At 54.7% G+C, this 23,289-nt stretch carries 26 protein-coding genes; 17 read left to right on the top strand and 9 right to left on the bottom strand.

What is annotated here, in order from left to right:
• The first annotated feature begins 4 nt into the window (after nucleotides 1-4).
• Nucleotides 5-1,006 carry an adenosine deaminase gene (add, locus tag JKP81_RS11570; protein WP_200551843.1) on the top strand — a complete coding sequence of 334 codons (1,002 nt, stop codon included), beginning with the start codon at nucleotides 5-7 and terminating at the stop codon, nucleotides 1,004-1,006.
• 40 nt (nucleotides 1,007-1,046) lie between these two features.
• Here the strand turns inward: add and JKP81_RS11565 are convergent, their stop codons facing one another.
• A complete protein-coding gene (locus JKP81_RS11565) occupies nucleotides 1,047-2,087 on the bottom strand; it encodes an oxidoreductase (RefSeq protein ID WP_200551842.1) in 1,041 nt (346 codons plus the stop codon).
• Nucleotides 2,088-2,290: 203 nt separating this feature from the next.
• On the opposite strand from JKP81_RS11565, the gene blr reads away from it, so the two are divergent.
• The 10 genes from blr to nth all read left to right on the top strand — a co-directional run bounded on the left by blr (nucleotide 2,291) and on the right by nth (nucleotide 10,115).
• Nucleotides 2,291-2,428 carry a division septum protein Blr gene (blr, locus tag JKP81_RS11560; protein WP_200551841.1) on the top strand — a complete coding sequence of 46 codons (138 nt, stop codon included), beginning with the start codon at nucleotides 2,291-2,293 and terminating at the stop codon, nucleotides 2,426-2,428.
• Nucleotides 2,429-2,673: 245 nt separating this feature from the next.
• A complete protein-coding gene (gene ydgT, locus JKP81_RS11555) occupies nucleotides 2,674-2,889 on the top strand; it encodes a transcription modulator YdgT (protein ID WP_016496264.1) in 216 nt (71 codons plus the stop codon).
• A gap of 86 nt (nucleotides 2,890-2,975) precedes the next feature.
• Nucleotides 2,976-3,416, top strand: a complete 441-nt coding sequence (locus JKP81_RS11550; protein ID WP_200551840.1) for a DUF2569 domain-containing protein — start codon at nucleotides 2,976-2,978, stop codon at nucleotides 3,414-3,416.
• Nucleotides 3,417-3,493: 77 nt separating this feature from the next.
• A complete protein-coding gene (rsxA, locus tag JKP81_RS11545) occupies nucleotides 3,494-4,075 on the top strand; it encodes an electron transport complex subunit RsxA (protein WP_016496266.1) in 582 nt (193 codons plus the stop codon).
• 1 nt (nucleotide 4,076) lies between these two features.
• The gene (gene rsxB, locus JKP81_RS11540; RefSeq protein WP_016496267.1) at nucleotides 4,077-4,655 is read left to right on the top strand and encodes an electron transport complex subunit RsxB; all 579 of its coding nucleotides are present in this window, start codon (nucleotides 4,077-4,079) and stop codon (nucleotides 4,653-4,655) included.
• Nucleotides 4,648-7,095 carry an electron transport complex subunit RsxC gene (rsxC, locus tag JKP81_RS11535; protein ID WP_200551839.1) on the top strand — a complete coding sequence of 816 codons (2,448 nt, stop codon included), beginning with the start codon at nucleotides 4,648-4,650 and terminating at the stop codon, nucleotides 7,093-7,095. Before rsxB ends, rsxC begins: the two co-directional genes overlap by 8 nt.
• A complete protein-coding gene (gene rsxD / locus JKP81_RS11530; protein WP_200551838.1) occupies nucleotides 7,096-8,148 on the top strand; it encodes an electron transport complex subunit RsxD in 1,053 nt (350 codons plus the stop codon). It begins immediately after the preceding gene.
• 9 nt (nucleotides 8,149-8,157) lie between these two features.
• Nucleotides 8,158-8,778, top strand: coding sequence for an electron transport complex subunit RsxG (gene rsxG, locus JKP81_RS11525; protein ID WP_200551837.1), 621 nt, complete (start codon nucleotides 8,158-8,160; stop codon nucleotides 8,776-8,778).
• Between the two features lie 3 nt (nucleotides 8,779-8,781).
• Complete coding sequence (locus tag JKP81_RS11520; RefSeq protein WP_200551836.1) at nucleotides 8,782-9,480, top strand: electron transport complex subunit E; 699 nt, start codon at nucleotides 8,782-8,784, stop codon at nucleotides 9,478-9,480.
• Nucleotides 9,480-10,115 carry an endonuclease III gene (gene nth / locus JKP81_RS11515; protein WP_016496272.1) on the top strand — a complete coding sequence of 212 codons (636 nt, stop codon included), beginning with the start codon at nucleotides 9,480-9,482 and terminating at the stop codon, nucleotides 10,113-10,115. The genes JKP81_RS11520 and nth overlap by 1 nt, the downstream gene beginning before the upstream one ends.
• A gap of 6 nt (nucleotides 10,116-10,121) precedes the next feature.
• Here nth and JKP81_RS11510 read toward each other — a convergent pair whose 3' ends face one another.
• Nucleotides 10,122-10,547 carry a CopD family protein gene (locus JKP81_RS11510; protein WP_200551835.1) on the bottom strand — a complete coding sequence of 142 codons (426 nt, stop codon included), beginning with the start codon at nucleotides 10,545-10,547 and terminating at the stop codon, nucleotides 10,122-10,124.
• 743 nt (nucleotides 10,548-11,290) lie between these two features.
• Here JKP81_RS11510 and dtpA point away from each other — a divergent pair.
• Nucleotides 11,291-12,793, top strand: coding sequence for a dipeptide/tripeptide permease DtpA (gene dtpA, locus JKP81_RS11505; protein ID WP_200551834.1), 1,503 nt, complete (start codon nucleotides 11,291-11,293; stop codon nucleotides 12,791-12,793).
• A gap of 107 nt (nucleotides 12,794-12,900) precedes the next feature.
• Complete coding sequence (gene gstA / locus JKP81_RS11500; protein WP_200551833.1) at nucleotides 12,901-13,506, top strand: glutathione transferase GstA; 606 nt, start codon at nucleotides 12,901-12,903, stop codon at nucleotides 13,504-13,506.
• A gap of 64 nt (nucleotides 13,507-13,570) precedes the next feature.
• Here gstA and pdxY read toward each other — a convergent pair whose 3' ends face one another.
• The 5 genes from pdxY to anmK form a co-directional block, all read right to left on the bottom strand.
• Complete coding sequence (gene pdxY, locus JKP81_RS11495) at nucleotides 13,571-14,431, bottom strand: pyridoxal kinase PdxY (protein WP_200551832.1); 861 nt, start codon at nucleotides 14,429-14,431, stop codon at nucleotides 13,571-13,573.
• A 73-nt stretch (nucleotides 14,432-14,504) separates the two neighbouring features.
• A complete protein-coding gene (tyrS, locus tag JKP81_RS11490) occupies nucleotides 14,505-15,779 on the bottom strand; it encodes a tyrosine--tRNA ligase (protein ID WP_200551831.1) in 1,275 nt (424 codons plus the stop codon).
• Nucleotides 15,780-15,921: 142 nt separating this feature from the next.
• The gene (gene pdxH / locus JKP81_RS11485; RefSeq protein WP_175272814.1) at nucleotides 15,922-16,578 is read right to left on the bottom strand and encodes a pyridoxamine 5'-phosphate oxidase; all 657 of its coding nucleotides are present in this window, start codon (nucleotides 16,576-16,578) and stop codon (nucleotides 15,922-15,924) included.
• A 57-nt stretch (nucleotides 16,579-16,635) separates the two neighbouring features.
• The gene (gene mliC / locus JKP81_RS11480; RefSeq protein WP_017456609.1) at nucleotides 16,636-16,956 is read right to left on the bottom strand and encodes a C-type lysozyme inhibitor; all 321 of its coding nucleotides are present in this window, start codon (nucleotides 16,954-16,956) and stop codon (nucleotides 16,636-16,638) included.
• A 92-nt stretch (nucleotides 16,957-17,048) separates the two neighbouring features.
• Nucleotides 17,049-18,173 carry an anhydro-N-acetylmuramic acid kinase gene (gene anmK / locus JKP81_RS11475; RefSeq protein WP_200551830.1) on the bottom strand — a complete coding sequence of 375 codons (1,125 nt, stop codon included), beginning with the start codon at nucleotides 18,171-18,173 and terminating at the stop codon, nucleotides 17,049-17,051.
• 283 nt (nucleotides 18,174-18,456) lie between these two features.
• On the opposite strand from anmK, the gene slyB reads away from it, so the two are divergent.
• Entirely contained in the window at nucleotides 18,457-18,924 is a 468-nt protein-coding gene (gene slyB, locus JKP81_RS11470; RefSeq protein ID WP_200551829.1) for an outer membrane lipoprotein SlyB, read from the top strand.
• A 96-nt stretch (nucleotides 18,925-19,020) separates the two neighbouring features.
• On the opposite strand, the gene slyA is transcribed toward slyB, so the two are convergent.
• On the bottom strand, nucleotides 19,021-19,461 hold the full coding sequence (gene slyA / locus JKP81_RS11465) for a transcriptional regulator SlyA (RefSeq protein ID WP_016496284.1): 441 nt from the start codon (nucleotides 19,459-19,461) through the stop codon (nucleotides 19,021-19,023).
• A 199-nt stretch (nucleotides 19,462-19,660) separates the two neighbouring features.
• Here slyA and JKP81_RS11460 point away from each other — a divergent pair, with 199 nt between their 5' ends.
• Genes JKP81_RS11460 through JKP81_RS11450 form a run of 3 tightly spaced genes read left to right on the top strand, consistent with a single transcriptional unit; the run spans nucleotide 19,661 to nucleotide 22,772 of the window.
• Nucleotides 19,661-19,897, top strand: a complete 237-nt coding sequence (locus JKP81_RS11460) for a DUF1656 domain-containing protein (protein ID WP_200551828.1) — start codon at nucleotides 19,661-19,663, stop codon at nucleotides 19,895-19,897.
• A 2-nt stretch (nucleotides 19,898-19,899) separates the two neighbouring features.
• Entirely contained in the window at nucleotides 19,900-20,760 is an 861-nt protein-coding gene (locus JKP81_RS11455; RefSeq protein ID WP_200551827.1) for an HlyD family secretion protein, read from the top strand.
• Nucleotides 20,760-22,772: an FUSC family protein gene (locus JKP81_RS11450; protein WP_200551826.1), complete on the top strand. Its 2,013-nt coding sequence runs from the start codon at nucleotides 20,760-20,762 to the stop codon at nucleotides 22,770-22,772. Before JKP81_RS11455 ends, JKP81_RS11450 begins: the two co-directional genes overlap by 1 nt.
• Here the strand turns inward: JKP81_RS11450 and sodC are convergent.
• Nucleotides 22,765-23,286, bottom strand: coding sequence for a superoxide dismutase [Cu-Zn] SodC (sodC, locus tag JKP81_RS11445; RefSeq protein ID WP_016496288.1), 522 nt, complete (start codon nucleotides 23,284-23,286; stop codon nucleotides 22,765-22,767). The genes JKP81_RS11450 and sodC overlap by 8 nt on opposite strands.
• Between the last annotated feature and the right edge of the window lie 3 nt (nucleotides 23,287-23,289).

Below are 23,289 nucleotides of genomic sequence, written 5' to 3'. Positions count from 1 at the left end.
GACCATGATTGATCCCAACCTGCCGTTAACTGATATTCATCGCCATCTCGACGGAAACATCCGTGCACAAACGATTCTGGATCTTGGCCGCCAGTACAATCTGCCCCTGCCTGCACAAACCCTTGAAGCGCTACGTCCGCACGTTCAGGTCACCTCTAATGAACCGGATTTGGTCAGCTTCCTCGCAAAACTCGACTGGGGTGTCAAAGTGCTGGCGTCGCTGGATGCCTGTCGCCGCGTCGCTTACGAAAACATGCAGGACGCGGCGCTGAACGGATTGCACTACGTTGAACTGCGCTTTTCGCCAGGCTACATGGCGATGACCCACAACCTGCCGGTAGCGGGCGTTGTGGAAGCGGTGATTGCCGGTGTACGCGAAGGGAGTCGTGATTTCAACGTGCAGGCGCGCTTAATCGGCATTATGAGCCGCACCTTCGGCGAGGCCGCATGCTTACAGGAACTCGATGCGCTGCTGGCGCACCGCGACGGCATTACCGCGCTGGATCTGGCCGGTGATGAGCTGGGTTTCCCCGGCAGTCTTTTCCTTTCACACTTTAACCGTGCGCGCGATGCGGGCTGGCAGATAACGGTTCATGCGGGTGAAGCCGCCGGCCCGGAAAGCATCTGGCAGGCGATTCGTGAACTCGGCGCCGTGCGAATCGGCCACGGCGTGAAGGCGATTGAAGATGCCGCGCTGATGGATTTTCTCGCCGAGCAACGCATTGGTATTGAATCCTGCCTGACGTCGAATATTCAGACCAGCACCGTGCCGTCCCTCGCTCGCCATCCGCTGAAAACCTTCCTTGAGCATGGCATTCTGGCGAGCATCAATACCGACGATCCGGCCGTACAAGGTGTCGAAATTGGTCATGAATATCAGGTTGCAGCCCCGGCTGCCGGGCTGAGTCGCGAACAGATTCGCCAGGCGCAGATTAACGGGCTGGAGATGGCCTTTCTCAGCGCGGCGGAAAAACAGGCGCTGCGCGATCGCATTGCGAAGGTATAAAAAGAAAAACCGCTCACGCATTGTCGTGAGCGGTAGTTTTTCAGGTCAGACTCAGCGTAGAACGATGTTTTGCAGATTCAATGCCCAGCTCAATCAGTTCCATTATCTGGATTGCCTGGCTGGCCGGAACCGGGTTTTCCCCCACGCCGTTCAGCGCATCGCGAATGGCCGCGTAATAGGCCGGGTAGTTGCCCGGTAGCGTCAGCCAGTTCTCTTCCTTACGATCTTCACCGTCAACGCGGGTTAACACGCCGTCGCGCATGTCATAACCCCAGTCGGCCTGCGGCAGCCGCGCACCACTTTTCAGGCACTCTTCCTGCGGGTCCAGCCCATATTTCACATAACTGCCGCGCGAGCCATGCACGATATAACGGGCCGATTCTGCGGCGGCCAGCATGGTGCCGTGCAGCACCACGCGCCGCTGCGGGTAGGCAAGCACCGCGTGAAAATAGTCTGTCGATTGCGCGCCAGGGCGCAGTTGCGCCAGATCTACCGTCAGTGATACCGGTAAGCCGAAGAGGTTAACCGCCTGATCAAGCAGATGCGGCGCCAAATCATACCAGATGCCGCTGCCGGGCCCGCCTTGCTCGCGCCAGCGGTTACGCACCTGCGGGCGGAAACGGTCAAAATGCGATTCGAAATAAGCCACTTCGCCCAGCGCGCCGTCAGCCAGCAAGGCTTTGAGCGTCAGAAAATCACTGTCCCAACGGCGGTTATGGAACACAGATAACACACGTCCGAGGCTACGCGCCAGCGCGTCCAGCTCACGCGCTTGTGACAGTGTCACCGTAAAGGGTTTATCCACCACCACATGTTTGCCCGCTTCCAGCGCCGCTTTGGCCAGCGGGAAATGGGTATCGTTCGGCGTGGGGATGACAATCAGGTCAATCGAGGGATCGTTAAACAGATGCTTCGGCTCAGAGACAACCGGCACGGCTGGCCAATCCGCTTTTACTTTCGCTTCGTCGCTGCTGGAAATCGCGGCCAGTTCCATTCCCGCCGTTCCGGCAATCAACGGCGCATGAAATGTTTTGCTGGCGTAGCCATAACCTATTAATCCGACACGGATATTATCGCTCATAGAGTGGTCTCTCCTTATTGGAACGTCTATTTCACACCATCTGCCAGGTGGCGACAACCGCTTCAGCAACCCATTAGCGAAACGAATGAATTTACCGCGCTCAGCCCTGGTTTCTGCCTAAAAAATCTGCTTAAATCTGCAACCGGGCGTCGGTTTTTATCGACAGCCGCAGACAAAAGTAAACATCAGGGAGTAGTAAAAGTATGGTCGGAATTTTCAATCGGATTATTGAATTAATGGGCTGGGTGGTGCTCGGCGTATCGACCATTCTTTTGGTTTTTGCCAGCCATATCGATAATTATCAGCCCCCTGAACAGAGCGTCGCGGCACAAAAGAAATAATTGCCGCCGTAAAACGCGCAAAGTGCAATTAAGCGTCATATGCTTATTGCCAGCCATGGCGAAGGGCGTTAATCTTCACAGCCGGGCGCTGTTCTGGCGCCTGGTTTCACCTGAAAAGAAAACTCTTAATTTAGTGGCAGACCATTCCTGCGCTATTTACGCCCGGGTAATAATGTTTATTATTCGTACAAAATTAGCCCGCGTATATTTTCTGCCTCTTTCTTATTATATGGACACCCCTCGACATGACCGTTCAGGACTATTTATTAAAATTCCGCAAAATCAGCTCGCTTGAAAGTCTGGAAAAATTGTTTGATCACCTCAACTACACGCTGACCGACAGCGGTGAAATTATCAACATGTACCGCGCAGCCGATCATCGCAGGGCTGAGCTGGTTTCTGGCGGCCGTCTGTTTGACATTGGGTGCGTTCCGCGCTCGGTATGGCGCTACGTGCAGTAACGCCGCTGGCATTCGTCGTGTAATGCTTTATACTCCTCGCCCGGCGAAATCATTCAGAGCATTAATGCCCTAACAGAGGAATACGCATGACAACGACTCCCGCAAAAAGAATCGGAGGCTGGTTACTCGGCCCTCTGGCCTGGTTGCTGGTCGCGTTATTAAGCACCTCGCTGGCATTATTGCTGTACGCTACCGCCTTAATGACACCTCAGTCGGTAACGGCGCTGGGCGCACAACCGCTGAAACAAACCATCCTTTGGTTCGTCTCTTTTGCCTTCGCTATTGCCATCTGGTATTACACCTTCTGGCTGGTTATCGCCTTTTTTAAACGCCGCCGCAGCGTGCCGAAGCACTATATTATCTGGCTTTTGGTTTGCGTATTGCTCTCCGTGAAAGCCTTTGCGTTCGCTCCCGTCACCGATGAACTGGCGCTGCGTCAGTTACTCTTTCCGCTACTTGCCGCCGCGTTGATGGTGCCCTATTTCAAGCGCTCAAGCCGCGTGAAAAGGACATTTGTTAATCCGTAATAACCTTACAGTTATCCTGTTGTCGCCCGGTGCTGTTTGACCGATAATAGGCGGCTTTTTTTATTTCAGGCCACATAATGACAGACTATCTGCTGCTATTTATCGGAACGGTACTGGTCAACAACTTCGTGCTGGTGAAGTTTCTTGGCTTGTGTCCGTTTATGGGCGTTTCCAAAAAACTGGAAAGCGCAATGGGCATGGGACTGGCGACCACCTTCGTGATGACGATGGCGTCTATCTGTGCCTGGCTCATCGATACATGGGTGCTGATCCCGCTGGATTTAGTCTATCTGCGCACGCTGGCGTTTATCCTGATTATCGCCGTGGTGGTGCAGTTCACCGAAATGGTGGTGCGCAAAACCAGCCCGGCGCTCTATCGCCTGCTGGGTATCTTCCTGCCGCTTATCACCACTAACTGCGCAGTGCTCGGCGTGGCCCTGCTCAATATCAATCTTGGGCACAATTTCATGCAGTCGGCGTTGTATGGCTTCGCCGCCGCCGTAGGGTTCTCACTGGTGATGGTGTTGTTCGCCGCGATTCGCGAACGCCTTGCCGTTGCCGATGTGCCCGCGCCCTTTCGCGGCAATGCGATTGCGTTAATCACTGCGGGCTTAATGTCTCTGGCCTTTATGGGCTTTAGTGGTCTGGTGAAACTGTAATATGAGTGCGATTTCCATAGCCGTTGCCGCACTGAGCGTGCTGGGGCTGCTGTTTGGCGTAATTCTGGGTTATGCCTCCCGTCGGTTTGCGGTTGAGGATGACCCGGTCGTTGAGCGCGTGGATGAATTATTGCCGCAAAGCCAGTGTGGGCAGTGCGGCTATCCTGGCTGTCGCCCTTACGCTGAGGCGGTCGGTCTGCAGGGTGAAAAAATTAACCGCTGCGCCCCCGGTGGCGAAGCGGTGATGTTGAAAATCGCCGCGCTATTGAATGTCGATCCGCAACCGATTGATGGCGATGCCGCAGCGCTTGAACCTGTGCGTATGCTGGCGGTAATCGATGAGAACAATTGTATTGGCTGCACAAAATGCATTCAGGCTTGCCCGGTTGACGCTATTCTCGGCGCAACGCGCGCTATGCATACGGTGATGAGCGATCTGTGCACCGGTTGTAACCTTTGTGTGGATCCGTGCCCAACGCAGTGCATTGAATTGCGTCCTGTGGAAACGACCACCCATAGCTGGAAATGGGATTTGCAGTCCATTCCGGTGCGTAATATTCCTGTGGAACACCATGCTTAAGTTATTTTCCGCTTTCCGAAAAGAGAAACTGTGGGATTTTCACGGCGGCATTCATCCGCCTGAAATGAAAACCCAATCAAACGGTACGCCGCTGCGCCAGTTGCCGCTGGCGAACCGCTTTGTGATCCCTCTCAAGCAGCACCTTGGCGCTGAAGGCGAACTGTGCGTGTGCGTGGGTGACAAGGTGCTGCGCGGCCAGCCGCTGACGCGCGGCCGTGGCCGTGGCCGTATGTTACCTGTTCATGCGCCGACGTCCGGCACCGTGGTCGCAATTGCGCCGCACTCCACCGCGCATCCCTCTGCGTTGCCTGAGATGAGCGTCATTATAGAAGCGGATGGTGAAGATCGCTGGATTGATCGTGACGGCTGGCCTGATTACCGTTCCCACAGTTATGAAGCGTTAATTGAACGTATCCATCAGTTTGGCGTTGCGGGGCTTGGCGGTGCAGGATTCCCTACCGCAGCAAAACTGCACGGCGGCGGCGATAAAATCGACACGCTGATTATTAACGCTGCGGAATGCGAGCCCTATATCACCGCTGATGACCGTTTAATGCAGGATTGCGCGGCGCAAATTATGGAAGGTGTGCGCATTCTGGCGCACATTCTTCAACCACGTCAGGTGCTTATCGGGATCGAAGATAATAAACCGCAGGCGATCTCGATGATGCGTGCGGTGCTGGCGGGTAGCCATGATATTCAGTTGAAAGTCATCCCAACGAAATATCCTTCCGGCGGTGCCAAACAGCTTACGCAGATCCTCACAGGCAAGCAGGTGCCGCACGGCGGGCGTTCGTCGGATATCGGTATTCTGATGCAAAACGTGGGTACCGCGTATGCGGTTAAACGCGCGGTTATCGACGGCGAGCCGTTAACGGAGCGTGTTGTCACGGTGACCGGTGAAGCGGTTACCCGACCAGGCAATGTCTGGGCGCGCCTGGGAACACCGGTGCGCCATCTGCTGGATTTCGCCGGTTTCTGCCCTTCCGCTGAGCAACTGGTCATTATGGGCGGCCCATTGATGGGCTTCACGCTGCCGTGGCTTGATGTGCCGGTAGTCAAAATCACCAACTGCCTGCTAGCGCCTTCCGCCAGCGAGATGGGCGAGCCGCAGGAAGAGAAAGGCTGCATTCGCTGCAGCGCCTGCGCTGACGTCTGCCCGGCCGATTTGCTGCCTCAGCAACTCTACTGGTTCAGCAAAGGCCAGCAGCACGACAAAGCAACGGCGCATAACCTTTCCGATTGCATCGAATGCGGTGCGTGCGCGTGGGTGTGCCCAAGTAATATTCCGCTGGTGCAATATTTCCGCCAGGAGAAGGCGGAGATTTACGCCATCGCCGGGGAAGAAAAACGCAACGCCGAAGCCAAAGCACGCTTTGAAGCGCGCCAGGCTCGCCTTGAGCGTGAAAAAATTGCCCGCCAGCAGCGTCATAAACAGGCTGCAGTTCAACCTGCCGCTAAAGATCAGCAGGCGATTGATGCCGCGCTTGCGCGCGTACGCGAAAAACAGACGACCGCCGCACAGCCAGTCGTGATTCAGGCTGGTGCCCAGCCCGATAACAGCGAAGCGATTGCGGCGCGTGAAGCACGCAAAGCGCAGGCACGCGCCCGCCAGGCAGAAAAAGTGCTGCAGACGGAAAACAGTGCCGCCACGGACGAAACAGCCGAACCGCGCAAAGCCGCCGTTGAGGCGGCAATTGCCCGCGCTAAAGCGCATAAGCTCGCCCAAAGCCAGCCCAATGCGTCCGAAGCCAACGCTGAGCAGCCGCAAGTGGAAGCCGAACAACAAGCTGAATCTGCACCGGCCGATCCGCGCAAAGCCGCCGTTGAAGCGGCGATTGCCCGCGCCAAAGCACGCAAGCTCGCGCAGAGCCAGCCCGATGCATCCGCAGCCAACGCTGCGCAGCCGCAGGTGGAAGCTGAACAATCGCTGGCTGAATCTGCACCTGTCGATCCGCGCAAAGCTGCGGTGGAAGCGGCAATTGCCCGCGCTAAAGCGCGTAAACTCGCGCAGAGCCAGCCCGCTGAATCTGCAGCCAACGCTGAGCAGCCGCAGGTGGAAGCCGAACAACAAGCTGAATCTGCACCGGTCGATCCGCGTAAAGCTGCGGTGGAAGCGGCAATTGCCCGCGCTAAAGCGCGCAAGCTCGCGCAGAGCCAGCCCGCAGAATCGACCGCAAACACTGAGCAACCACAGGCGGACGCCGGACAATCACCGGCTGAACCTGCACCGGTCGATCCGCGCAAAGCCGCCGTTGAAGCGGCGATTGCCCGCGCCAAAGCGCGCAAATCAGAACAACTACAAGCCGCCACGCAAACTGATGAGGTCTCGTCTTTTGCGCAGGCCGCCAATGACGACCCGCGTAAAGCCGCCGTCGCCGCAGCTATCGCCCGTGTTCAGGCGAAGAAGGCCGCACAGCAAGCCGTTAACGAGGATTAAATGGTTTTCAGAATCGCAAGTTCCCCTTATACCCATAACCAGCGCCAGACCTCACGTATTATGCTGCTGGTAACGCTCGCGGCCGTGCCGGGCATTGCCGCACAACTGTGGTTTTTCGGTTGGGGAACGCTGATACAGCTTATTCTTGCGATTATCAGCGCACTGGCTGCCGAAGCACTGGTACTGAAATTACGCAAGCAGAACGTTGGCGCGATCCTGGCGGATAACTCTGCCCTGTTGACCGGTCTGCTGCTGGCAATCAGCATTCCTTCTTTCTCCCCATGGTGGATGGTGGTGCTTGGCACCGTGTTCGCGGTGATTATCGCCAAGCAGCTTTACGGCGGATTGGGCCACAACCCGTTTAACCCGGCAATGATTGGCTATGTGGTGCTGTTGATCTCCTTCCCGGTGCAGATGACCAGTTGGCTGCCGCCGTATGAAATCGCACGCACCGTCCCAGGCTTTATGGATGCGTTACAGGTGATTTTCACCGGTCACACTGCCGCTGGCGCGAGTATGGAAACGCTGCGCATTGGTATTGATGGCGTCAGCCAGGCGACGCCGCTCGACACCTTTAAAACTTCATTGCATGCCGGACACAGCGTTGAGCAGATCCTGCGCTCCCCTATCTATAGCGGTGTTCTGGCCGGTGCGGGCTGGCAGTGGGTCAACCTCGGTTATCTGGCCGGTGGTCTGTTCCTGCTGTGGCAGAAAACCATTCGCTGGCATATCCCGGTAAGCTTCCTGCTGACCCTGACGATTTGTGCCACACTCGGCTGGATTTTCGCCCCGCAATCGCTGGCTGCGCCGCAATTGCATCTGTTCTCTGGCGCAACCATGCTGGGCGCGTTTTTCATTCTGACCGATCCGGTTACTGCCTCGACCACCAACAAAGGCCGTCTGATTTTTGGCGCGCTGGCGGGCGTGCTGGTGTGGCTTATCCGCAGTTTTGGCGGCTACCCGGATGGCGTGGCCTTTGCCGTATTACTGGCAAATATTACCGTGCCGTTGATTGATTACTACACGCGTCCGCGCGTGTACGGGCATCGTTAAGGAGCCGCCATGCTAAAGACAATGCGTAAACATGGCGTGACGCTGGCGCTGTTCGCCGCAGGTTCTACCGGGCTGACCGCCGCAATAGACCAAATGACCAAAACAACCATTGCCGACCAGGCTGCGCTGCAACAAAAGGCGCTGTTTGATCAGGTGATCCCAGGCGACAGCTATAATAACGCGCTACAACAGAGCTGTTTTCTGGTCAGCGATCCGGCGCTTGGCAAAGGGCAACACCATGTGTGGATCGCCAAAAAAGATGACAAGCCGGTTGCCGCTGTCCTTGAAGCGACCGCACCGGATGGTTACTCAGGCGCCATCCAATTGCTTGTCGGCGCAGATTTCAGCGGCACTGTGCTGGGTGTGCGGGTGACGGAGCACCATGAAACGCCAGGTCTCGGCGATAAGATTGAGCTGCGTATTTCCGACTGGATCACCCACTTCGCCGGAAAGCGGATTGAAGGCGCGACCGATGGTCACTTTGCGGTGAAAAAAGATGGCGGTGATTTTGATCAGTTTACCGGGGCGACCATCACGCCACGCGCGGTTGTTAACGCGGTAAAACGGACCGGCCTGTACGCGATGACACTACCGGAACAGCTTTCCCGTTTACCGGGTTGTGGAGAGTAAGCGATGAGCGAAGTCAAAGAGGTTATTGTTCAGGGGCTGTGGAAAAACAACTCTGCGCTGGTACAGCTGCTGGGTATGTGTCCGCTGCTGGCGGTGACGTCCACCGCCACCAATGCACTGGGTCTGGGGCTGGCGACAACGCTGGTGTTAACCCTGACCAACCTGTTTATTTCCACCCTGCGTCGCTGGACGCCGGATGAGATCCGCATCCCGATTTACGTGATGATCATCGCCTCGGTGGTCAGTGCGGTACAAATGCTGATCAACGCCTATGCGTTCGGTCTTTACCAGTCACTGGGCATTTTTATTCCGCTGATCGTCACCAACTGTATCGTGGTCGGTCGTGCTGAAGCGTTTGCGGCGAAAAAAGGCCCGGCACTTTCTGCACTCGACGGCTTCGCTATTGGTATGGGTGCAACCTGCGCCATGTTCGTGCTGGGTTCCCTGCGTGAGATCCTCGGTAACGGTACGCTGTTTGACGGCGCAGATGGGCTGTTAGGCGGCTGGGCGAAAGTGCTGCGCATAGAAGTGTTCCACACCGATTCTCCATTCCTGCTGGCAATGTTGCCGCCGGGCGCGTTTATTGGCCTCGGTATGATGCTGGCGGTGAAATACCTTATCGATCAGAAGATGAAAAAACGCCGTGAAGCGGCGGCGACTGCGGCAAACGACAGCACTCAGGCCGCGCCCGGGAAGGCATAATGAATAAAGCAAAACGACTGGAAATTTTAACCCGCTTACGGGAAAACAACCCGCACCCGACTACCGAGCTGAATTTCACCTCGCCGTTTGAGTTGTTGATCGCCGTACTGCTCTCCGCGCAGGCTACCGATGTCAGCGTCAATAAAGCCACCGCGCTGCTCTACCCGGTGGCAAACACGCCCAAAGCGATGCTGGAACTCGGTGTCGAGGGGGTGAAACAGTACATCAAAACCATCGGCTTGTTTAACAGCAAAGCGGAGAATGTCATCAAGACCTGCCGTATTTTGCTGGAAAAGCACAATGGCGAAGTGCCGGAAGACAGAGCCGCGCTGGAAGCCCTCCCGGGCGTCGGGCGTAAAACCGCCAATGTGGTGCTCAACACCGCGTTTGGCTGGCCGACCATCGCTGTGGATACGCATATTTTTCGCGTTTCTAACCGCACGCGTTTCGCGCCGGGTAAAAACGTTGAAGAAGTTGAAGAGAAGCTGCTGAAAGTGGTGCCTGCTGAATTTAAAGTCGATTGCCACCACTGGTTGATCCTGCACGGGCGATACACCTGCATCGCCCGTAAGCCGCGCTGCGGCTCCTGCATTATCGAAGATCTGTGCGAGTACGACAGTAAAGTCGATAGTTAATGCCCGTCAGAACGGGCGCATCACTGCCAGTAAAATAATCACCGCAACGGCGACAATGGTTATGCCGGTGGCATTGCGAATAGCCCCCATGCCTTTCACCGCTTCACCTGTCGCTATGCGGCGCAACGTGGCAGAGAGAAAACCATGCAGACCGGAAAGCAGCAGCACTACCACCACCTTGATTATCAGCCACAGATGCGGCATTTGACCGTGCGCAATCACCATTACCGCACCCGCAACCCACAGCAGTAACATTGCAGGCGTGGTGATTTTACGGCTCCAGCGGCGTACATCGCCCGCCAGCGCGCCACGCGCGGTGTTATCTGCTTGTGTTGCGCACCAGCCGGCAACGACAGCCATCACCAGCATTCCGCCTATCCAGACGATGGCCGCTGCGATATGTAACGCATTGAGCCATGGATGAAAGTTCATATTTCGACTCCAGTTTAATAAAGACCGCGGCAAGTCTGACAGCGTATCTGCCCCCTGTCATGAACAATGCGCGGCAAATAGCAGAAAAGGTCTCGTTATTGATCCCGGATTGGTTATCCAACGAATCGCGGATAAGGGAACTCGCTGATTTTATGTCATAACTTTATGTGATAACGCTCACGTCTCTGTAAATTACTCAAAACGTCGAATGATTGCGCACAAATCGTGATATTGAGCAAATAATCGTCCGCTTATGCGTATTTAATAAGGTTATTCCTTTTTTTAGAAGAAAAAAATCAAACTGATGGCTATTTCGGTGACTATTGCTAACACAATGTTAAAAAAGAGATTAACAATGTACATGGAATGGCTGCAGTGCAAACTTTAATCACGTTTAGCAAGAGATATGACCAGATTGATCACATAAACCAGCCCAATACACTACCATTTAGCCAAAATAGCAGAACATATGCCTTAATGTGCAATCTAACCCCCGGACTGTAGTAGAAAAATCCACTTTTATTTCCATGATGAAATTTAACTCTGAATAACAAATAAAAACACCGAGCATTGTAATGCTCTGGATCTATGTAACAGAATATGTCAAAAGACTTGCCTGAACGCGCTGGATAGTGAACATTAACCGCCGTTTTCCCCTCCCAATATAACTATAAGCGTGATGAACTCTGGTCATTGCGCGCTGAACACCCCCGTTAATATGGGATGTAAAAAAAGAGGTATATGTGTCAACTGCAAACAAACCAACGGAAAGCGTTAGTCTGAACGCTTTTAAACAACCGAAAGCGTTTTATCTGATCTTCTCTATCGAGTTATGGGAACGTTTTGGTTACTACGGCCTGCAAGGGATTATGGCTGTTTACCTGGTTAAACAACTGGGTATGTCAGAAGCGGACTCTATTACACTGTTCTCCTCCTTCAGCGCACTGGTTTATGGCCTGGTTGCCATCGGTGGCTGGCTGGGTGACAAAGTGCTGGGCACCAAACGCGTGATTATGCTGGGCGCGATCGTGCTGGCCGTCGGTTATGCGCTGGTGGCGTGGTCCGGTCATGATGCGAGCATTGTATATATGGGCATGGCGGCCATCGCCGTGGGTAATGGTCTGTTTAAAGCCAACCCGTCCTCCCTGCTCTCCACCTGCTATGCCAAAGACGACCCGCGTCTGGACGGTGCATTTACCATGTACTACATGTCCGTTAACGTCGGTTCATTCTTCTCCATGCTGGCAACACCGTGGCTGGCCGCGAAATTCGGCTGGAGTACCGCGTTTGGTCTGAGCGTGGTGGGTCTGCTGATCACCATCGTTAACTTCTCCTTCTGCAAACGTTGGGTGAAAAACCACGGTTCTAAACCGGATTTCGAACCGCTGCGCGTTGGCTATCTGCTGGCGACCATTGTCGGTATCGTGGCGCTGATCGCTATCGCTACCTGGCTGCTGCACAACCAGGGCATCGCACGTATGGTGCTGGGCGTTGTGGCGCTGGGTATTATCTGCATCTTCGCCAAAGAGACTTTCGCGCTGAAAGGCGCTGCTCGTCGTAAAATGATCGTCGCCTTCATTCTGATGGTACAAGCGATTGTCTTCTTCGTGCTCTACAGTCAGATGCCGACATCGCTGAACTTCTTTGCTATCCGTAACGTTGAGCACACACTGTTTGGTATCGCTTTCGAACCTGAACAGTATCAGGCGCTGAACCCGTTCTGGATCATTATTGGTAGCCCGATTCTGGCCGCTATCTATAACAAAATGGGCGATACACTGCCGATGCCGCACAAATTCGCCATCGGTATGGTGCTGTGCTCTGGCGCGTTCCTGGTGCTGCCGCTGGGCACGAAATTCGCCTCTGAGGCGGGTATCGTTTCCGTAAGCTGGCTGATCGCAAGCTATGGCCTGCAAAGTATCGGTGAACTGATGATCTCCGGTCTCGGTCTGGCGATGGTTGCGCAACTGGTGCCGCAGCGTCTGATGGGCTTCATTATGGGAAGCTGGTTCCTGACCACGGCTGGCGCGAACATTATCGCCGGCTATGTGGCTAATCAGATGGCTATCCCGGAAAATGTGACCGATCCGCTGATGTCACTGAACATCTACGGCTCCGTGTTCCTGCAAATTGGTATTGCCACGGCGGTTATCGCTTTGCTGATGATCGTCACCGCACCGAAGCTGAACCGCATGACGCAGAGCGAAGATACCACTCGCGAAACGTCGGAAACCGCTACGGCTTAATCGCCGCGGGGAACTCGAATTATTCAGCCGCTAACGCAAGTTAGCGGCTTTTTTTTTATTCCGCCGCGTAATAACCTATGCCGGAAATCAGCCATAAGGAAAAGATAATGAAACTGTTTTACAAGCCGGGCGCCTGCTCTCTCGCATCGCACATTGCTCTGCGTGAGACCGGAAAAGATGTGGATCTGATAAGCGTTGATTTGATGAAAAAACGTCTGGAAAACGGCGATGATTTTTTTGCTATCAACCCGAAAGGGCAAATTCCGGCGCTGCTGCTGAATGACAACACGCTGATCACCGAAGGCGTGGCGATTATGCAATACGTTGCTGACAGCGCACCTGAGAGCCAGTTACTGGCACCTGTTGGCACCTTGCCGCGTTACAAGACACTGGAGTGGCTGAACTTTATCGCAACCGAGCTGCATAAAGGCTTCACCCCGCTGTTCCGCCCGGATACACCGGAAGAGTACAAACCCACCGTACGCGCCTTGCTTGAGAAAAAATTGCACTACGTGAATGAATCCCTGAGCAATAACGCGTGGATCAGCGGTGCAAACTTTACCATTGCCGACGGTTATCTGTTTACCGTGTTGCGCTGGGCGCGCGCGGTGAAATTGAATATGGAAGGTCTGTCGAATATTGACGCGTATATGGCGCGTGTTGCAGCTCGTCCTCTGGTAGCAGCTGCAATGGCGGCAGAAGGTATTCAGTAAAATGTGATTGCCCGCGAAGGCACTGTTTAGCGGGCATGAAACAAGGCGGGGATCCCCGCCTTGTTTACAGCAATGTGGCGCTAAAAAGATGCTCTGGGTGCGCAATTCTCTCCTGTGCCGCGACCACCTGCAGTTCATATTCCTGCAAATTTTTAGTCGCCAGCATAATTTCATACACTGCCGCCGTTACGTGCTCCAGCGCTTCACGTACGCTCGCACCCTGCAACAATTTCACCAGTAACAACCCGCTGGTCACATCGCCCACACCGACAGGTTGACGTGCGCCAAAATCCACCAGCGGACGGCTAATGTGCCAGGCTTCACTGGGTGTCACCAGCAGCATTTCAAAGCGATCGGTGCTCAGTCCCGCACGCGCAAGATGTTTCACCAGCACAATTTGCGGCCCTTGCGCAATTAGCTTGCGCGCCGCAGCCACCGCGTCTTCCACCGTGTTAACCGCATGCTCGCAAAGGATCTCCAGCTCAATCAGATTTGGCGCAATGATATCGCTGGCAGGCAAAGCGTGGCGGGCATGAAACTCGGCAACCCCAGGCGCAACGATGCAGCCTTTCTCCGGGTGCCCCATGACCGGATCGCAGAAATATTTCGCCTGTGGATTGGCCGCTTTCACCTGACGGACGATGCCCAGAATATGCTCTCCCTGCTCTGCCGACCCCAGATAACCGGTCAGCACCGCGTCACAGCGTTTCAGTTGGTCAATCGCCGCAATGCCCTGCACAATTTCGGTCAGATGGGCTGGCGGCATCACGCTGCCGGTCCATTTGCCGTACTGGGTATGGTTAGAAAACTGCACCGTGTTCAGCGACCAGACGTTAACGCCCAGGCGGCGCATCGGAAACTCGGCGGCACTGTTCCCCGCATGACCAAAGACCACATGCGATTGAATGGCGAGGATATTCTTCATTGTTGGTAGCCTTGCAAGAATGGAGCAATGAAAAGAAGGGAGTGATTTCTCACTCCCTTCGGCAGGTCTGTTTTTATTTCCAGCAGATCAAGCAGTAGTTTTTCTTACCGCGGCGCAGCAGCGTGTAGCGACCAAACAGGCGATCGCCGTCAGTGAAGAAATACTCCGGATCGGATTGTTTTTCGCCGTTGATGGTAACGGCGTTGGACGCGATGGTTTTACGCGCCTGGCCGCGGGACGGCTGCAGCTCAGAATCAACCAGCGCCTGCATCAGATCGGCACCTTTTTCCATCTCAACCATCGGTACGCCATCCTGCGCCAGTTGCTCAAAATCGGCTTCGCTCAGATCACTCAGCGTACCGTTGAACAGGCTTTCGGTGATGCGTTTAGCGGCGGTTAAACCCTCTTCGCCATGTACCAGACGCGTCACCTGCTCAGCCAGCACATATTGCGCACGCGGCGCTTTACCGCTGTTTTTGTCTTCTTCTTCCAGCGCGTTAATTTCCGCGATATCCATAAAGGTGAAGAACTTCAGGAAGCGATAAACATCCGCATCGGCGGTGTTGATCCAGAACTGGTAGAACTTATACGGGCTGGTTTTCTTCGGATCCAGCCACACCGCGCCGCCTTCGGTTTTACCAAATTTTGTGCCATCGGCTTTAGTGATCAGCGGAACCGTCAGGCCAAATACCTGGTTTTGGTGCAGGCGGCGAGTCAGATCGATACCCGATGTGATGTTGCCCCACTGGTCGGAACCGCCAATCTGCAACACTACATCATGCAATTCGTTCAAACAGGCAAAGTCGTAACCCTGCAGCAGATTGTAGGAAAACTCGGTGAACGAGATGCCGACATCATCGCGGTTCAGGCGCTGCTTGACCGCTTCTTTGTTAATCATCTGGTTAACAGAGAAGTGTTTGCCGATATCGCGCAGGAAGGTCAGCACGTTCATGCTGCCAAACCAGTCGTAGTTATTCGCAGCGATAGCGGCGTTGTCGCCACAGTCGAAATCGAGGAACGGTGCGACCTGTTTGCGGATTTTATCCACCCACTCCTGCACGGTGTCTTCGGTGTTCAGTTTACGCTCGGTAGCTTTAAAGCTCGGGTCGCCAATCAGACCGGTTGCGCCACCCACCAGCGCCACTGGCTTGTGGCCAGCCTGCTGGAAGCGTTTCAGGCATAACAATGGAACCAGATGCCCCAAATGCAAGCTGTCAGCGGTAGGATCGAAGCCGCAATAGAGCGCGATCGGGCCCTGCGCCAGTCGCTCTGCTAACGCTTCCTCATCCGTCACCTGGGCCACGAGACCCCGCTCTTGCAATTGTTTAATCAAGTTACTGCTTGCCATCAAAATCTCCATGTATAAAACGGACTGCACCTTTGCCGGTACACGACTTTTCGCCAGATGCGAAAGGATACTTCATGGGGGGCAGATAGAATAAAGCGCCGGAACACGGAGTGCCAGCGCTTATAGCAACATTTTTCAGGGATTACGGCGCGAGGCGGTCAATTTTCCACGCAGCGTTCTCACGCTGGTATAAAAAACGGTCATGCAGGCGATTGGCACCACCTTGCCAGAACTCCATCTGGTCGATACTGACGCGGTAGCCGCCCCAGAAACTGGGTAACGGGATTTCGCCCTGCTGGAACTTTTGCTTAAGTTCAAGGAACTTGCTTTCCAGAATACCGCGCGCGGAGATGCGGCTCGATTGTTTCGATACCCAGGCGCCGATTTGGCTGTCACGCGGGCGACTATGGAAATACTTCACTACTTCCAGCGTTGAAAGCCGTTCTGCTTTGCCAGTGACCATCACTTGACGTTCCAGCATATGCCATGGGAACAGCAGACTGACAGCGGGGTTGTTTTCGATGTGATGCGCCTTGCGGCTGCCAAGGTTGGTATAGAACACCAGCCCTTTTTCATCGTAATGTTTAAGCAACACGATGCGCTGGTAAGGTTGGCCGTTTTCATCCACTGTCGCGACAACCATCGCGGTAGGATCGGCCAGCTGGGCTTCACAGGCCTGCCCCAGCCAGCGTTCAAATAATGTCAACGGTTCGGCGGGAAGGTCGCCGCGACGCAGACCACCTTTAGTGTATTCACGGCGCAGATGCGCGATTTGCTGCAATTGATCGTTATCAGACATGGCGTTAGCGAAAGTAATCATCAGGTGGGGCTTATTATGCGCCCCCCTGTAAAAATCTCAACGCTGCGGAATAAGCTGGCAATTATTCAGTACAATGCGATCGCGCTTGTAGACTGTCGCACTCTCACCCTTCGACCAGAAAACGTAGACGCCATCCGTATAGCGTGCACCAGAGGCTGAAAGCCCTTGCTGTAAAGTCAGCAATTTATCATCCCAGACAAAACTCGCCTGCTGACGAGTGTTATTAATTTTCACGGTGAGCGGTTTTTCGTCGCACTGGTAAACCAGCGTATCGGTATGCATGCGTTCTACAAACTGATTGTAATAGCTGCATCCGGCAAGCAGTGCAGGCAGACAGGCGATGAGTATTTTTTTCATAGAGTATTCCCGGGACGGTCCTGGTCACGGAGGGCGAAACGCCCTCCCTAAGCCTGGTCAGTCTAGCCCGGCGCAACTAAAGTGAAATGCGGTTAACTCTGATTCTGCCGCGGATTAGCGGGGTAAATCGCGCCGAGCACCGAGGCTGCGGACGCGCCAGTGACGGATGGCAGATTGCCAGGCAGTCCGGCCAGGGTTCGCCACGCAAGCCAGGCGAACGCCAGCGCTTCCATGTCGTCGCCGCTGATACCGGCTTCATCGGTGGTAGTGACTTCTGTACCTGGCAGCAGCCCCGCCAGACGGGCCATGACCAACGGATTTCGACTCCCGCCGCCGCAGACCAGCAGGCGTTCACAACCGCCACTGAGCAGCACCTGCTCGGATATTGTCATCGCCGTCAATTCAGCCAGTGTTGTCTGCACATCTCTGGCGCTTAACCCCGGGAAGTGCGCGAGGTGGCGCTCCAGCCAGCTGTAATTAAAATATTCACGACCGGTGCTTTTCGGCGCGGGCGTGGCAAAGTAGGCATCGCTTAGCATGTTTTGCAGTAGCGGCAGCACCACTTTGCCTTCGCTCGCCCACTGCGCATCTTTGTCGTAGGGTTTGCCTTTTTGCCGCCAAATCCACGCGTCCATGAGCATGTTGCCCGGGCCAGTGTCATAACCCCGGACCGGCTGACCGGGGATCAACAACGATAGATTGGCGATGCCACCAATGTTGAGCACCATGCGCCGTTCTACCGGGTGCGCCAGCAGTGCATGGTGAAAGGCAGGCACCAGCGGCGCGCCCTGCCCGCCAAGCGCGATATCACGGCGGCGAAAGTCACCGACCACCGTCACACCCGTACGCGCCGCGATTTGGTTATTGTCACCAATTTGCAGAGTATGCGGCGCAATACCTGTCGGTTCATGCCAGACGGTTTGCCCGTGACAGCCAATCGCGACGATATCTTCCGGGTGGAGTTGCTCTCGGTCCATTAGCGCCAGCACCGCGTCGGCGAACAATTGGCCCAGTTGGGTATCCAGCCGCCCCAGTTGCGAGAGTGTGAGTTGCTGCCCCTGACAAATGCCAAGAATCGCCTCTTTTAACGGCAGCGGAATCGGAAACGTCAGGCTCGCTTGCTGCGCGACCATGGTTTCATCGATTGCCGCCAGCACCACATCAACCCCATCCAGACTTGTTCCAGACATCACCCCAATGTAGCGACCCGATTTCATACGCCTTCCTTTAATGCGTGACCGAAGGGCACCACTCCACCATAAAGCGGGGGTTAACGCCATCGGCTGCAAACACTTTTTAACAATCGGCTGGATTTTCGTTAAGTGAAATTGCACCGGGCTGCGCTTATAATCGCTTCGTTTAAATCTGGTTAAACTCGCGTTGATTATTATTTTTGCCGGGATTTGGCAGAAGATATGACCTGGTATTGCTAAAATGCCATATAATTTAACCATGTCGGATGCCCGCAAGGGCGTTTCATGGTGAACAGGAGATTCATAAATGATGTTACGTGCACTGGCAGTTTCGCTGATTGGTTTTACTTTGGCTGGCTGCGTGAATAACGACACGCTTTCCGGTGATGTCTACTCTGCATCCGAAGCTAAACAGGTGCAGAATGTCACTTACGGCACCATTGTTAACGTCCGTCCGGTACAGATTCAGGGTGGCGATGATAACAATGTCATCGGCGCGCTTGGCGGTGCAGTGCTGGGTGGTTTCCTTGGTAACACCGTTGGTGGCGGCACAGGTCGTTCTCTGGCCACCGCAGCAGGCGCGGTAGCCGGTGGCGTTGCAGGACAATCCGTCCAGGGTTCACTGAATAAAACGCAGGGTGTTGAGCTGGAAATTCGTAAAGATGATGGCAACACCATTATGGTCGTACAGAAACAGGGTAACACCCGTTTCTCCGCAGGCCAGCGCGTCGTGATGGCAAGCAACGGTCGTCAGATTACCGTTTCCCCGCGTTAATTGCCGCATCAGGTGGTCACGCCAGTGGCCGCCCTTTCATATTGCCGATACTGAATGTTGATATAAAAAAGCCTTGCGGATGCAAGGCTTTGCTGGTCAGTCTCGCGACTGAAGTTCATTGATGTTTTGTTCCAGTCGGGCAATCATTTTAATCAACTGATCGAGTTCTTCCGCAGAGATCCCGGAAAGTATTTCCCCCCGGGTTTTACGAATAACCGTCTCCATCTCTTCAATGATTGGGTCCGCTTTTTCTGTCAATTTGATCCGCTTTGCCCGGCGATCGTTGGCACAGGTCTGGCGAGAAATAAGGCCTTTCTCTTCCAGTTGATCCAGCGTACGCACCAGCGAAGGCTGCTCAATGCCAATCGCTTTTGCCAGTTGAATTTGCGACTGATCGGGCGGCAGCTGATGAATATTATGCAGCGTTACCCAGTGAGTCTGCGTTAATTCCAGAGGTTTCAGGCGATGGTCAATCAAAGCGCGCCAGACGCGCACTAAGCGTGCCAGATCAGAACCTAATGGCGATTCCAATTTCATCTCCTTATAATTAGCTTGCTAAGTTATTATACTCATTTTAGAATAGTTTGCAGTATTTATATTGGTAAAACAAATGTATTGCGGTTCTCGCCGGGGCTTACGCTGAGATTCCACCTGCCTTAGCAACACGCAGTGGTTGGTACTTATCTAATGATAATCACCAATCTGGCGATCCGTTAGGTTGCACAGGACACAAAGTGTGAAGTTGAACCCAAGTTTCCCGAACTTACCCTTGCAAGACCTGATTTTTGGCGCATCGGTCTATTTCCCTCCCGTATTTAAAGTGGTCATGCTGGGCTTCCTGTTCTGGCTTATTGCTCATCGCCTGTTGCGCGGGTGGATTTATGCGGGTGATATCTGGCACCCCATCCTGATGGATCTCTCCTTATTTGTTATTGCGCTGAGCCTCGCCCTCGGCTTGCTAATTGTGTGGTAATTATGCGCCTGAAATCCCTGAAATATTTCTCCACGCTCCTGGTGCTGGCTGTGGCGATTGTCGCGGCCTGGTGGATGTGGAACTTTTATATGCAGTCCCCCTGGACGCGTGACGGAAAGATCCGCGCTGAGCAGGTCAGTATCACACCGCAGGTCTCAGGCAGCATCACCGAACTGAAAGTGAACGATAACCAGTTGGTTAAAGCAGGCGATCTGCTATTTCGTATCGACGATACGCCTTACCACATTGCCGTACTGAACGCCGAGGCTCAGTTGGCTCGTATGCAAACCGATCTGGCGAAAGCGAATAATGAAGCCAATCGCCGCCGCCATCTTTCACAAAACTACATCTCCGCAGAAGATCTCGATACTGCCAATATTAGTGTTAAAGCTGCACAGGCAAGCGTTGCGGCGGCGCAGGCGCAGCTGGCACAGGCACAATGGCAGTTGGCGCAAACTAAAGTGAAGGCACCGGTGGACGGCTGGGTCACCAACCTTTCCGCCCGCACCGGGAATTACGCCACCGCCGGGCAACCGGTTTTCGCACTGGTTGACAGCCATTCGTTTTATGTGATGGGTTACTTCGAAGAGACCAAATTGCGCCATATCCAGGAAGGGGCAGCAGCGAAAATCGTGCTTTATAGTGGTGATATTACGTTACAGGGTCACGTTTCCAGCATTGGTCGCGCGGTTTACGATCAAAGCGTCGAGACCGACAGCGGCCTGGTTGCCGATATCAAACCAAACGTCCCGTGGGTACGGCTGGCGCAGCGTGTGCCGGTCCGTATTCAGTTTGATAACCTGCCCGCCGGGCTGACGCTGGTTTCCGGTACCACCTGCACCGTGGCGATTGGCGGTCAGTAATGAAATCCCCTGTCTGGCTCTGGCAAAATCTGCCATGGGTGAAAGCCACGTACGGACAGTGGCGTTATGCGCTGCGTAACGGTATTGCGATGTGTCTGGCGCTCACGGTGGCTTATTATCTCGATCTCGATGAACCTTACTGGGCCATGACATCCGCTGCTGTTGTCAGCTTTCCCACCGTCGGCGGCGTGATCAGTAAAAGCCTTGGACGTGTTGCCGGGAGCCTGCTTGGAGCCAGCGCAGCGCTGATCATTGCCGGTCAGACGCTTAACGATCCGTGGCTGTTTCTGTTTGCTATGGCTACCTGGATTGGCTTTTGTACCTGTGCCTGTGCGCAGTTCACCAATAATGTCGCCTATGCCTTTCAACTGGCGGGTTATACCGCCGCGATTATCGCGTTTGCGATGGTCGATGTGACCGATATTACCGAGCTGTGGGTCATTGCTCAGGCGCGGGTGTGCGAAGTGATTCTGGGGATTTTGTGCGGCGGCATGATGATGATGATCCTGCCCGGCAACGCGGACGGAACCGCCCTGCTGACGGCATTGAAAAAAATGCATGCGCGGTTGCTGGAACATGCCAGCCTCCTGTGGCGGCCAGAAACCACAGACGCTATCCGCACCGCCCATGAGAGCGTTATCGGCCAGATCCTCACCACCAATTTACTGCGAATTCAGGCGTTCTGGAGCCATTACCGTTTTCGGCGGCAAAACAGTTTGCTGACCTGGTTACTGCACCAACAGTTGCGCATGACCAGTGTGATCTCCAGCCTGCGCAGAATGCTACTGAACTGGCCCGACGCGCCGGAAAATTTGCGCCCAATTCTCGAACAACTGCTCGCCGCGCTTGCTCATCCACGCGCGGATGCGCTTACCGTCGCACGTATTATCGCCCCGCTCGCGCCCGGCATAAGCGATGATTACCGGCACCACGCATTCTGGCAGCGGTTACGCTATTTTTGTCGTTTATACCTCACCAATAACCGCTGGCTGACGCGCGTGGAGAATGCTTCGCCGGTAAGCAGTTATACGCCGCCGAGAAGCCCGGGATTGATGCGTTATACGGATAATGCCGAAGCGCTGTGGAGCGGCATTCGCACCTTTTGCGCACTGAGTCTGGTCGGCGCATGGAGCATCAATACGCAGTGGGAATCGGGTTCGGCGGCGCTGACGCTGGCGGCTATCAGCTGTGTGCTTTACTCCGTCTCACCCGCGCCGTTTAACTCCCTGACGCTGCTGCTACGCACCTTAGTCTTGCTGTCGCTGTTCAGCTTTATGGTGAAATTTGGCCTGATGGTACAAATCAGCGAGCTGGCAGTGTTTCTGCTGTTTCTTTTCCCGCTGTTAACCACCCTGCAATTGTTGAAACTGCAAATGCCAAAGCTCGCCGGGTTGTGGGGGCAATTGATTGTTTTTATGGGCTCGTTTATCGCAGTGACCAATCCACCGGTTTATGACTTTGCGGACTTCTTAAACGACAACCTGGCGAAGATCTCAGGCGTCGCGCTGGCGTGGCTCGCATTCGCTGTTTTACGTCCGGGCTCGGATGCCCGCAAAAGTCGGCGTCACATTCGCACGCTGCGCCGCAGTTTTGTCGATCAACTAAGCCGCATGCCGCAACTGAGTGAGCATGAGTTTGAATCGGTGGTTTATCACCACATTAGCCAGTTAAGTCATAGCCAGGACGCGCAAGCACGCCGCTGGCTGCTGCGCTGGGGCGTCGTGTTGTTAAATTGCTCGCATGTTGTCTGGCAGTTACGCGGTTGGGAAATCCGCTCAGATCCCCTCGCCAAAGTGCGCGAGTTATGCATTGTTTTACTGCGGGATGTGATGAGTGAGCGTGGCGTCCAGCAACGAACACTTTCTGCCACGCTGGCCGAGCTGCAGCGGATTAGCGCGGTGCTGGGTAAACATCACCAGCCGGCCGCACGGGAGCTGGCCTCGGTTGTCTGGCGCTTATATTGCGCGCTCTCGCAGCTGGAGCAAGCCCCGGCTGCAGGGACGCTTACTTGATAACGCCACAGGCGTAACGTGCGCCGCCACCACCGAGCGGTTTCGGTTGATCGGACATATTATCGCCGCCGACGTGCACCATTAGTGCTTTGCCTTTCACATCCGCGAGTTTTTTCAGACGCGGCGCCACCACCGGGTCGGTCGCTTTACCGTCGTTGTTGACCACCAGCACCGGCAGGTCGCCTAAATGTCCGGCGCCCTCTGGTCCTTCATGTTTGCCGGTATGTTGCGGATCGAGGTGCCCTCCCGCAGCTTCCGCCGCAGAGGCTTTCCCCTCTTTAATCGCAGGCTGGCAACTGCCTTTGGCATGGACGTGAAAACCATGCTCGCCGGGCGGCAGGGCTTTCAGGTCTGGCGCAAATTCCAGCCCTTTATCGGTTTCGCTGATTTTTACACTACCAACAGACTGCCCAACGCCTTGCGCAGTGACCAGGTTCATTTCCACTTCTTCACTGGCGGCTTGCGCCCCGGCGCAAACAACGAGCGCCAGCACAGCCAGACTAAAACGCTTCATATG

This window comes from Kosakonia sp. LAM2021 (genome assembly GCF_016620385.1).
Classification (GTDB): Bacteria; Pseudomonadota; Gammaproteobacteria; order Enterobacterales; family Enterobacteriaceae; genus Kosakonia; species Kosakonia sacchari.
Note: the sequence above shows the minus strand (reverse complement) of the source record. Positions and strands in the feature narration are given on the sequence as shown.

What these genes read in the sequence shown, in the direction of transcription:
- add (WP_200551843.1), top strand. Translation starts at nt 5, where the DNA reads ATGATTGATCCCAACCTGCCGTTAACTGATATTCATCGCCATCTCGAC.
- JKP81_RS11565 (WP_200551842.1), bottom strand. Translation starts at nt 2,087, where the DNA reads ATGAGCGATAATATCCGTGTCGGATTAATAGGTTATGGCTACGCCAGC.
- blr (WP_200551841.1), top strand. Translation starts at nt 2,291, where the DNA reads ATGGTCGGAATTTTCAATCGGATTATTGAATTAATGGGCTGGGTGGTG.
- ydgT (WP_016496264.1), top strand. Translation starts at nt 2,674, where the DNA reads ATGACCGTTCAGGACTATTTATTAAAATTCCGCAAAATCAGCTCGCTT.
- JKP81_RS11550 (WP_200551840.1), top strand. Translation starts at nt 2,976, where the DNA reads ATGACAACGACTCCCGCAAAAAGAATCGGAGGCTGGTTACTCGGCCCT.
- rsxA (WP_016496266.1), top strand. Translation starts at nt 3,494, where the DNA reads ATGACAGACTATCTGCTGCTATTTATCGGAACGGTACTGGTCAACAAC.
- rsxB (WP_016496267.1), top strand. Translation starts at nt 4,077, where the DNA reads ATGAGTGCGATTTCCATAGCCGTTGCCGCACTGAGCGTGCTGGGGCTG.
- rsxC (WP_200551839.1), top strand. Translation starts at nt 4,648, where the DNA reads ATGCTTAAGTTATTTTCCGCTTTCCGAAAAGAGAAACTGTGGGATTTT.
- rsxD (WP_200551838.1), top strand. Translation starts at nt 7,096, where the DNA reads ATGGTTTTCAGAATCGCAAGTTCCCCTTATACCCATAACCAGCGCCAG.
- rsxG (WP_200551837.1), top strand. Translation starts at nt 8,158, where the DNA reads ATGCTAAAGACAATGCGTAAACATGGCGTGACGCTGGCGCTGTTCGCC.
- JKP81_RS11520 (WP_200551836.1), top strand. Translation starts at nt 8,782, where the DNA reads ATGAGCGAAGTCAAAGAGGTTATTGTTCAGGGGCTGTGGAAAAACAAC.
- nth (WP_016496272.1), top strand. Translation starts at nt 9,480, where the DNA reads ATGAATAAAGCAAAACGACTGGAAATTTTAACCCGCTTACGGGAAAAC.
- JKP81_RS11510 (WP_200551835.1), bottom strand. Translation starts at nt 10,547, where the DNA reads ATGAACTTTCATCCATGGCTCAATGCGTTACATATCGCAGCGGCCATC.
- gstA (WP_200551833.1), top strand. Translation starts at nt 12,901, where the DNA reads ATGAAACTGTTTTACAAGCCGGGCGCCTGCTCTCTCGCATCGCACATT.
- pdxY (WP_200551832.1), bottom strand. Translation starts at nt 14,431, where the DNA reads ATGAAGAATATCCTCGCCATTCAATCGCATGTGGTCTTTGGTCATGCG.
- tyrS (WP_200551831.1), bottom strand. Translation starts at nt 15,779, where the DNA reads ATGGCAAGCAGTAACTTGATTAAACAATTGCAAGAGCGGGGTCTCGTG.
- pdxH (WP_175272814.1), bottom strand. Translation starts at nt 16,578, where the DNA reads ATGTCTGATAACGATCAATTGCAGCAAATCGCGCATCTGCGCCGTGAA.
- mliC (WP_017456609.1), bottom strand. Translation starts at nt 16,956, where the DNA reads ATGAAAAAAATACTCATCGCCTGTCTGCCTGCACTGCTTGCCGGATGC.
- anmK (WP_200551830.1), bottom strand. Translation starts at nt 18,173, where the DNA reads ATGAAATCGGGTCGCTACATTGGGGTGATGTCTGGAACAAGTCTGGAT.
- slyB (WP_200551829.1), top strand. Translation starts at nt 18,457, where the DNA reads ATGATGTTACGTGCACTGGCAGTTTCGCTGATTGGTTTTACTTTGGCT.
- slyA (WP_016496284.1), bottom strand. Translation starts at nt 19,461, where the DNA reads ATGAAATTGGAATCGCCATTAGGTTCTGATCTGGCACGCTTAGTGCGC.
- JKP81_RS11455 (WP_200551827.1), top strand. Translation starts at nt 19,900, where the DNA reads ATGCGCCTGAAATCCCTGAAATATTTCTCCACGCTCCTGGTGCTGGCT.
- JKP81_RS11450 (WP_200551826.1), top strand. Translation starts at nt 20,760, where the DNA reads ATGAAATCCCCTGTCTGGCTCTGGCAAAATCTGCCATGGGTGAAAGCC.
- sodC (WP_016496288.1), bottom strand. Translation starts at nt 23,286, where the DNA reads ATGAAGCGTTTTAGTCTGGCTGTGCTGGCGCTCGTTGTTTGCGCCGGG.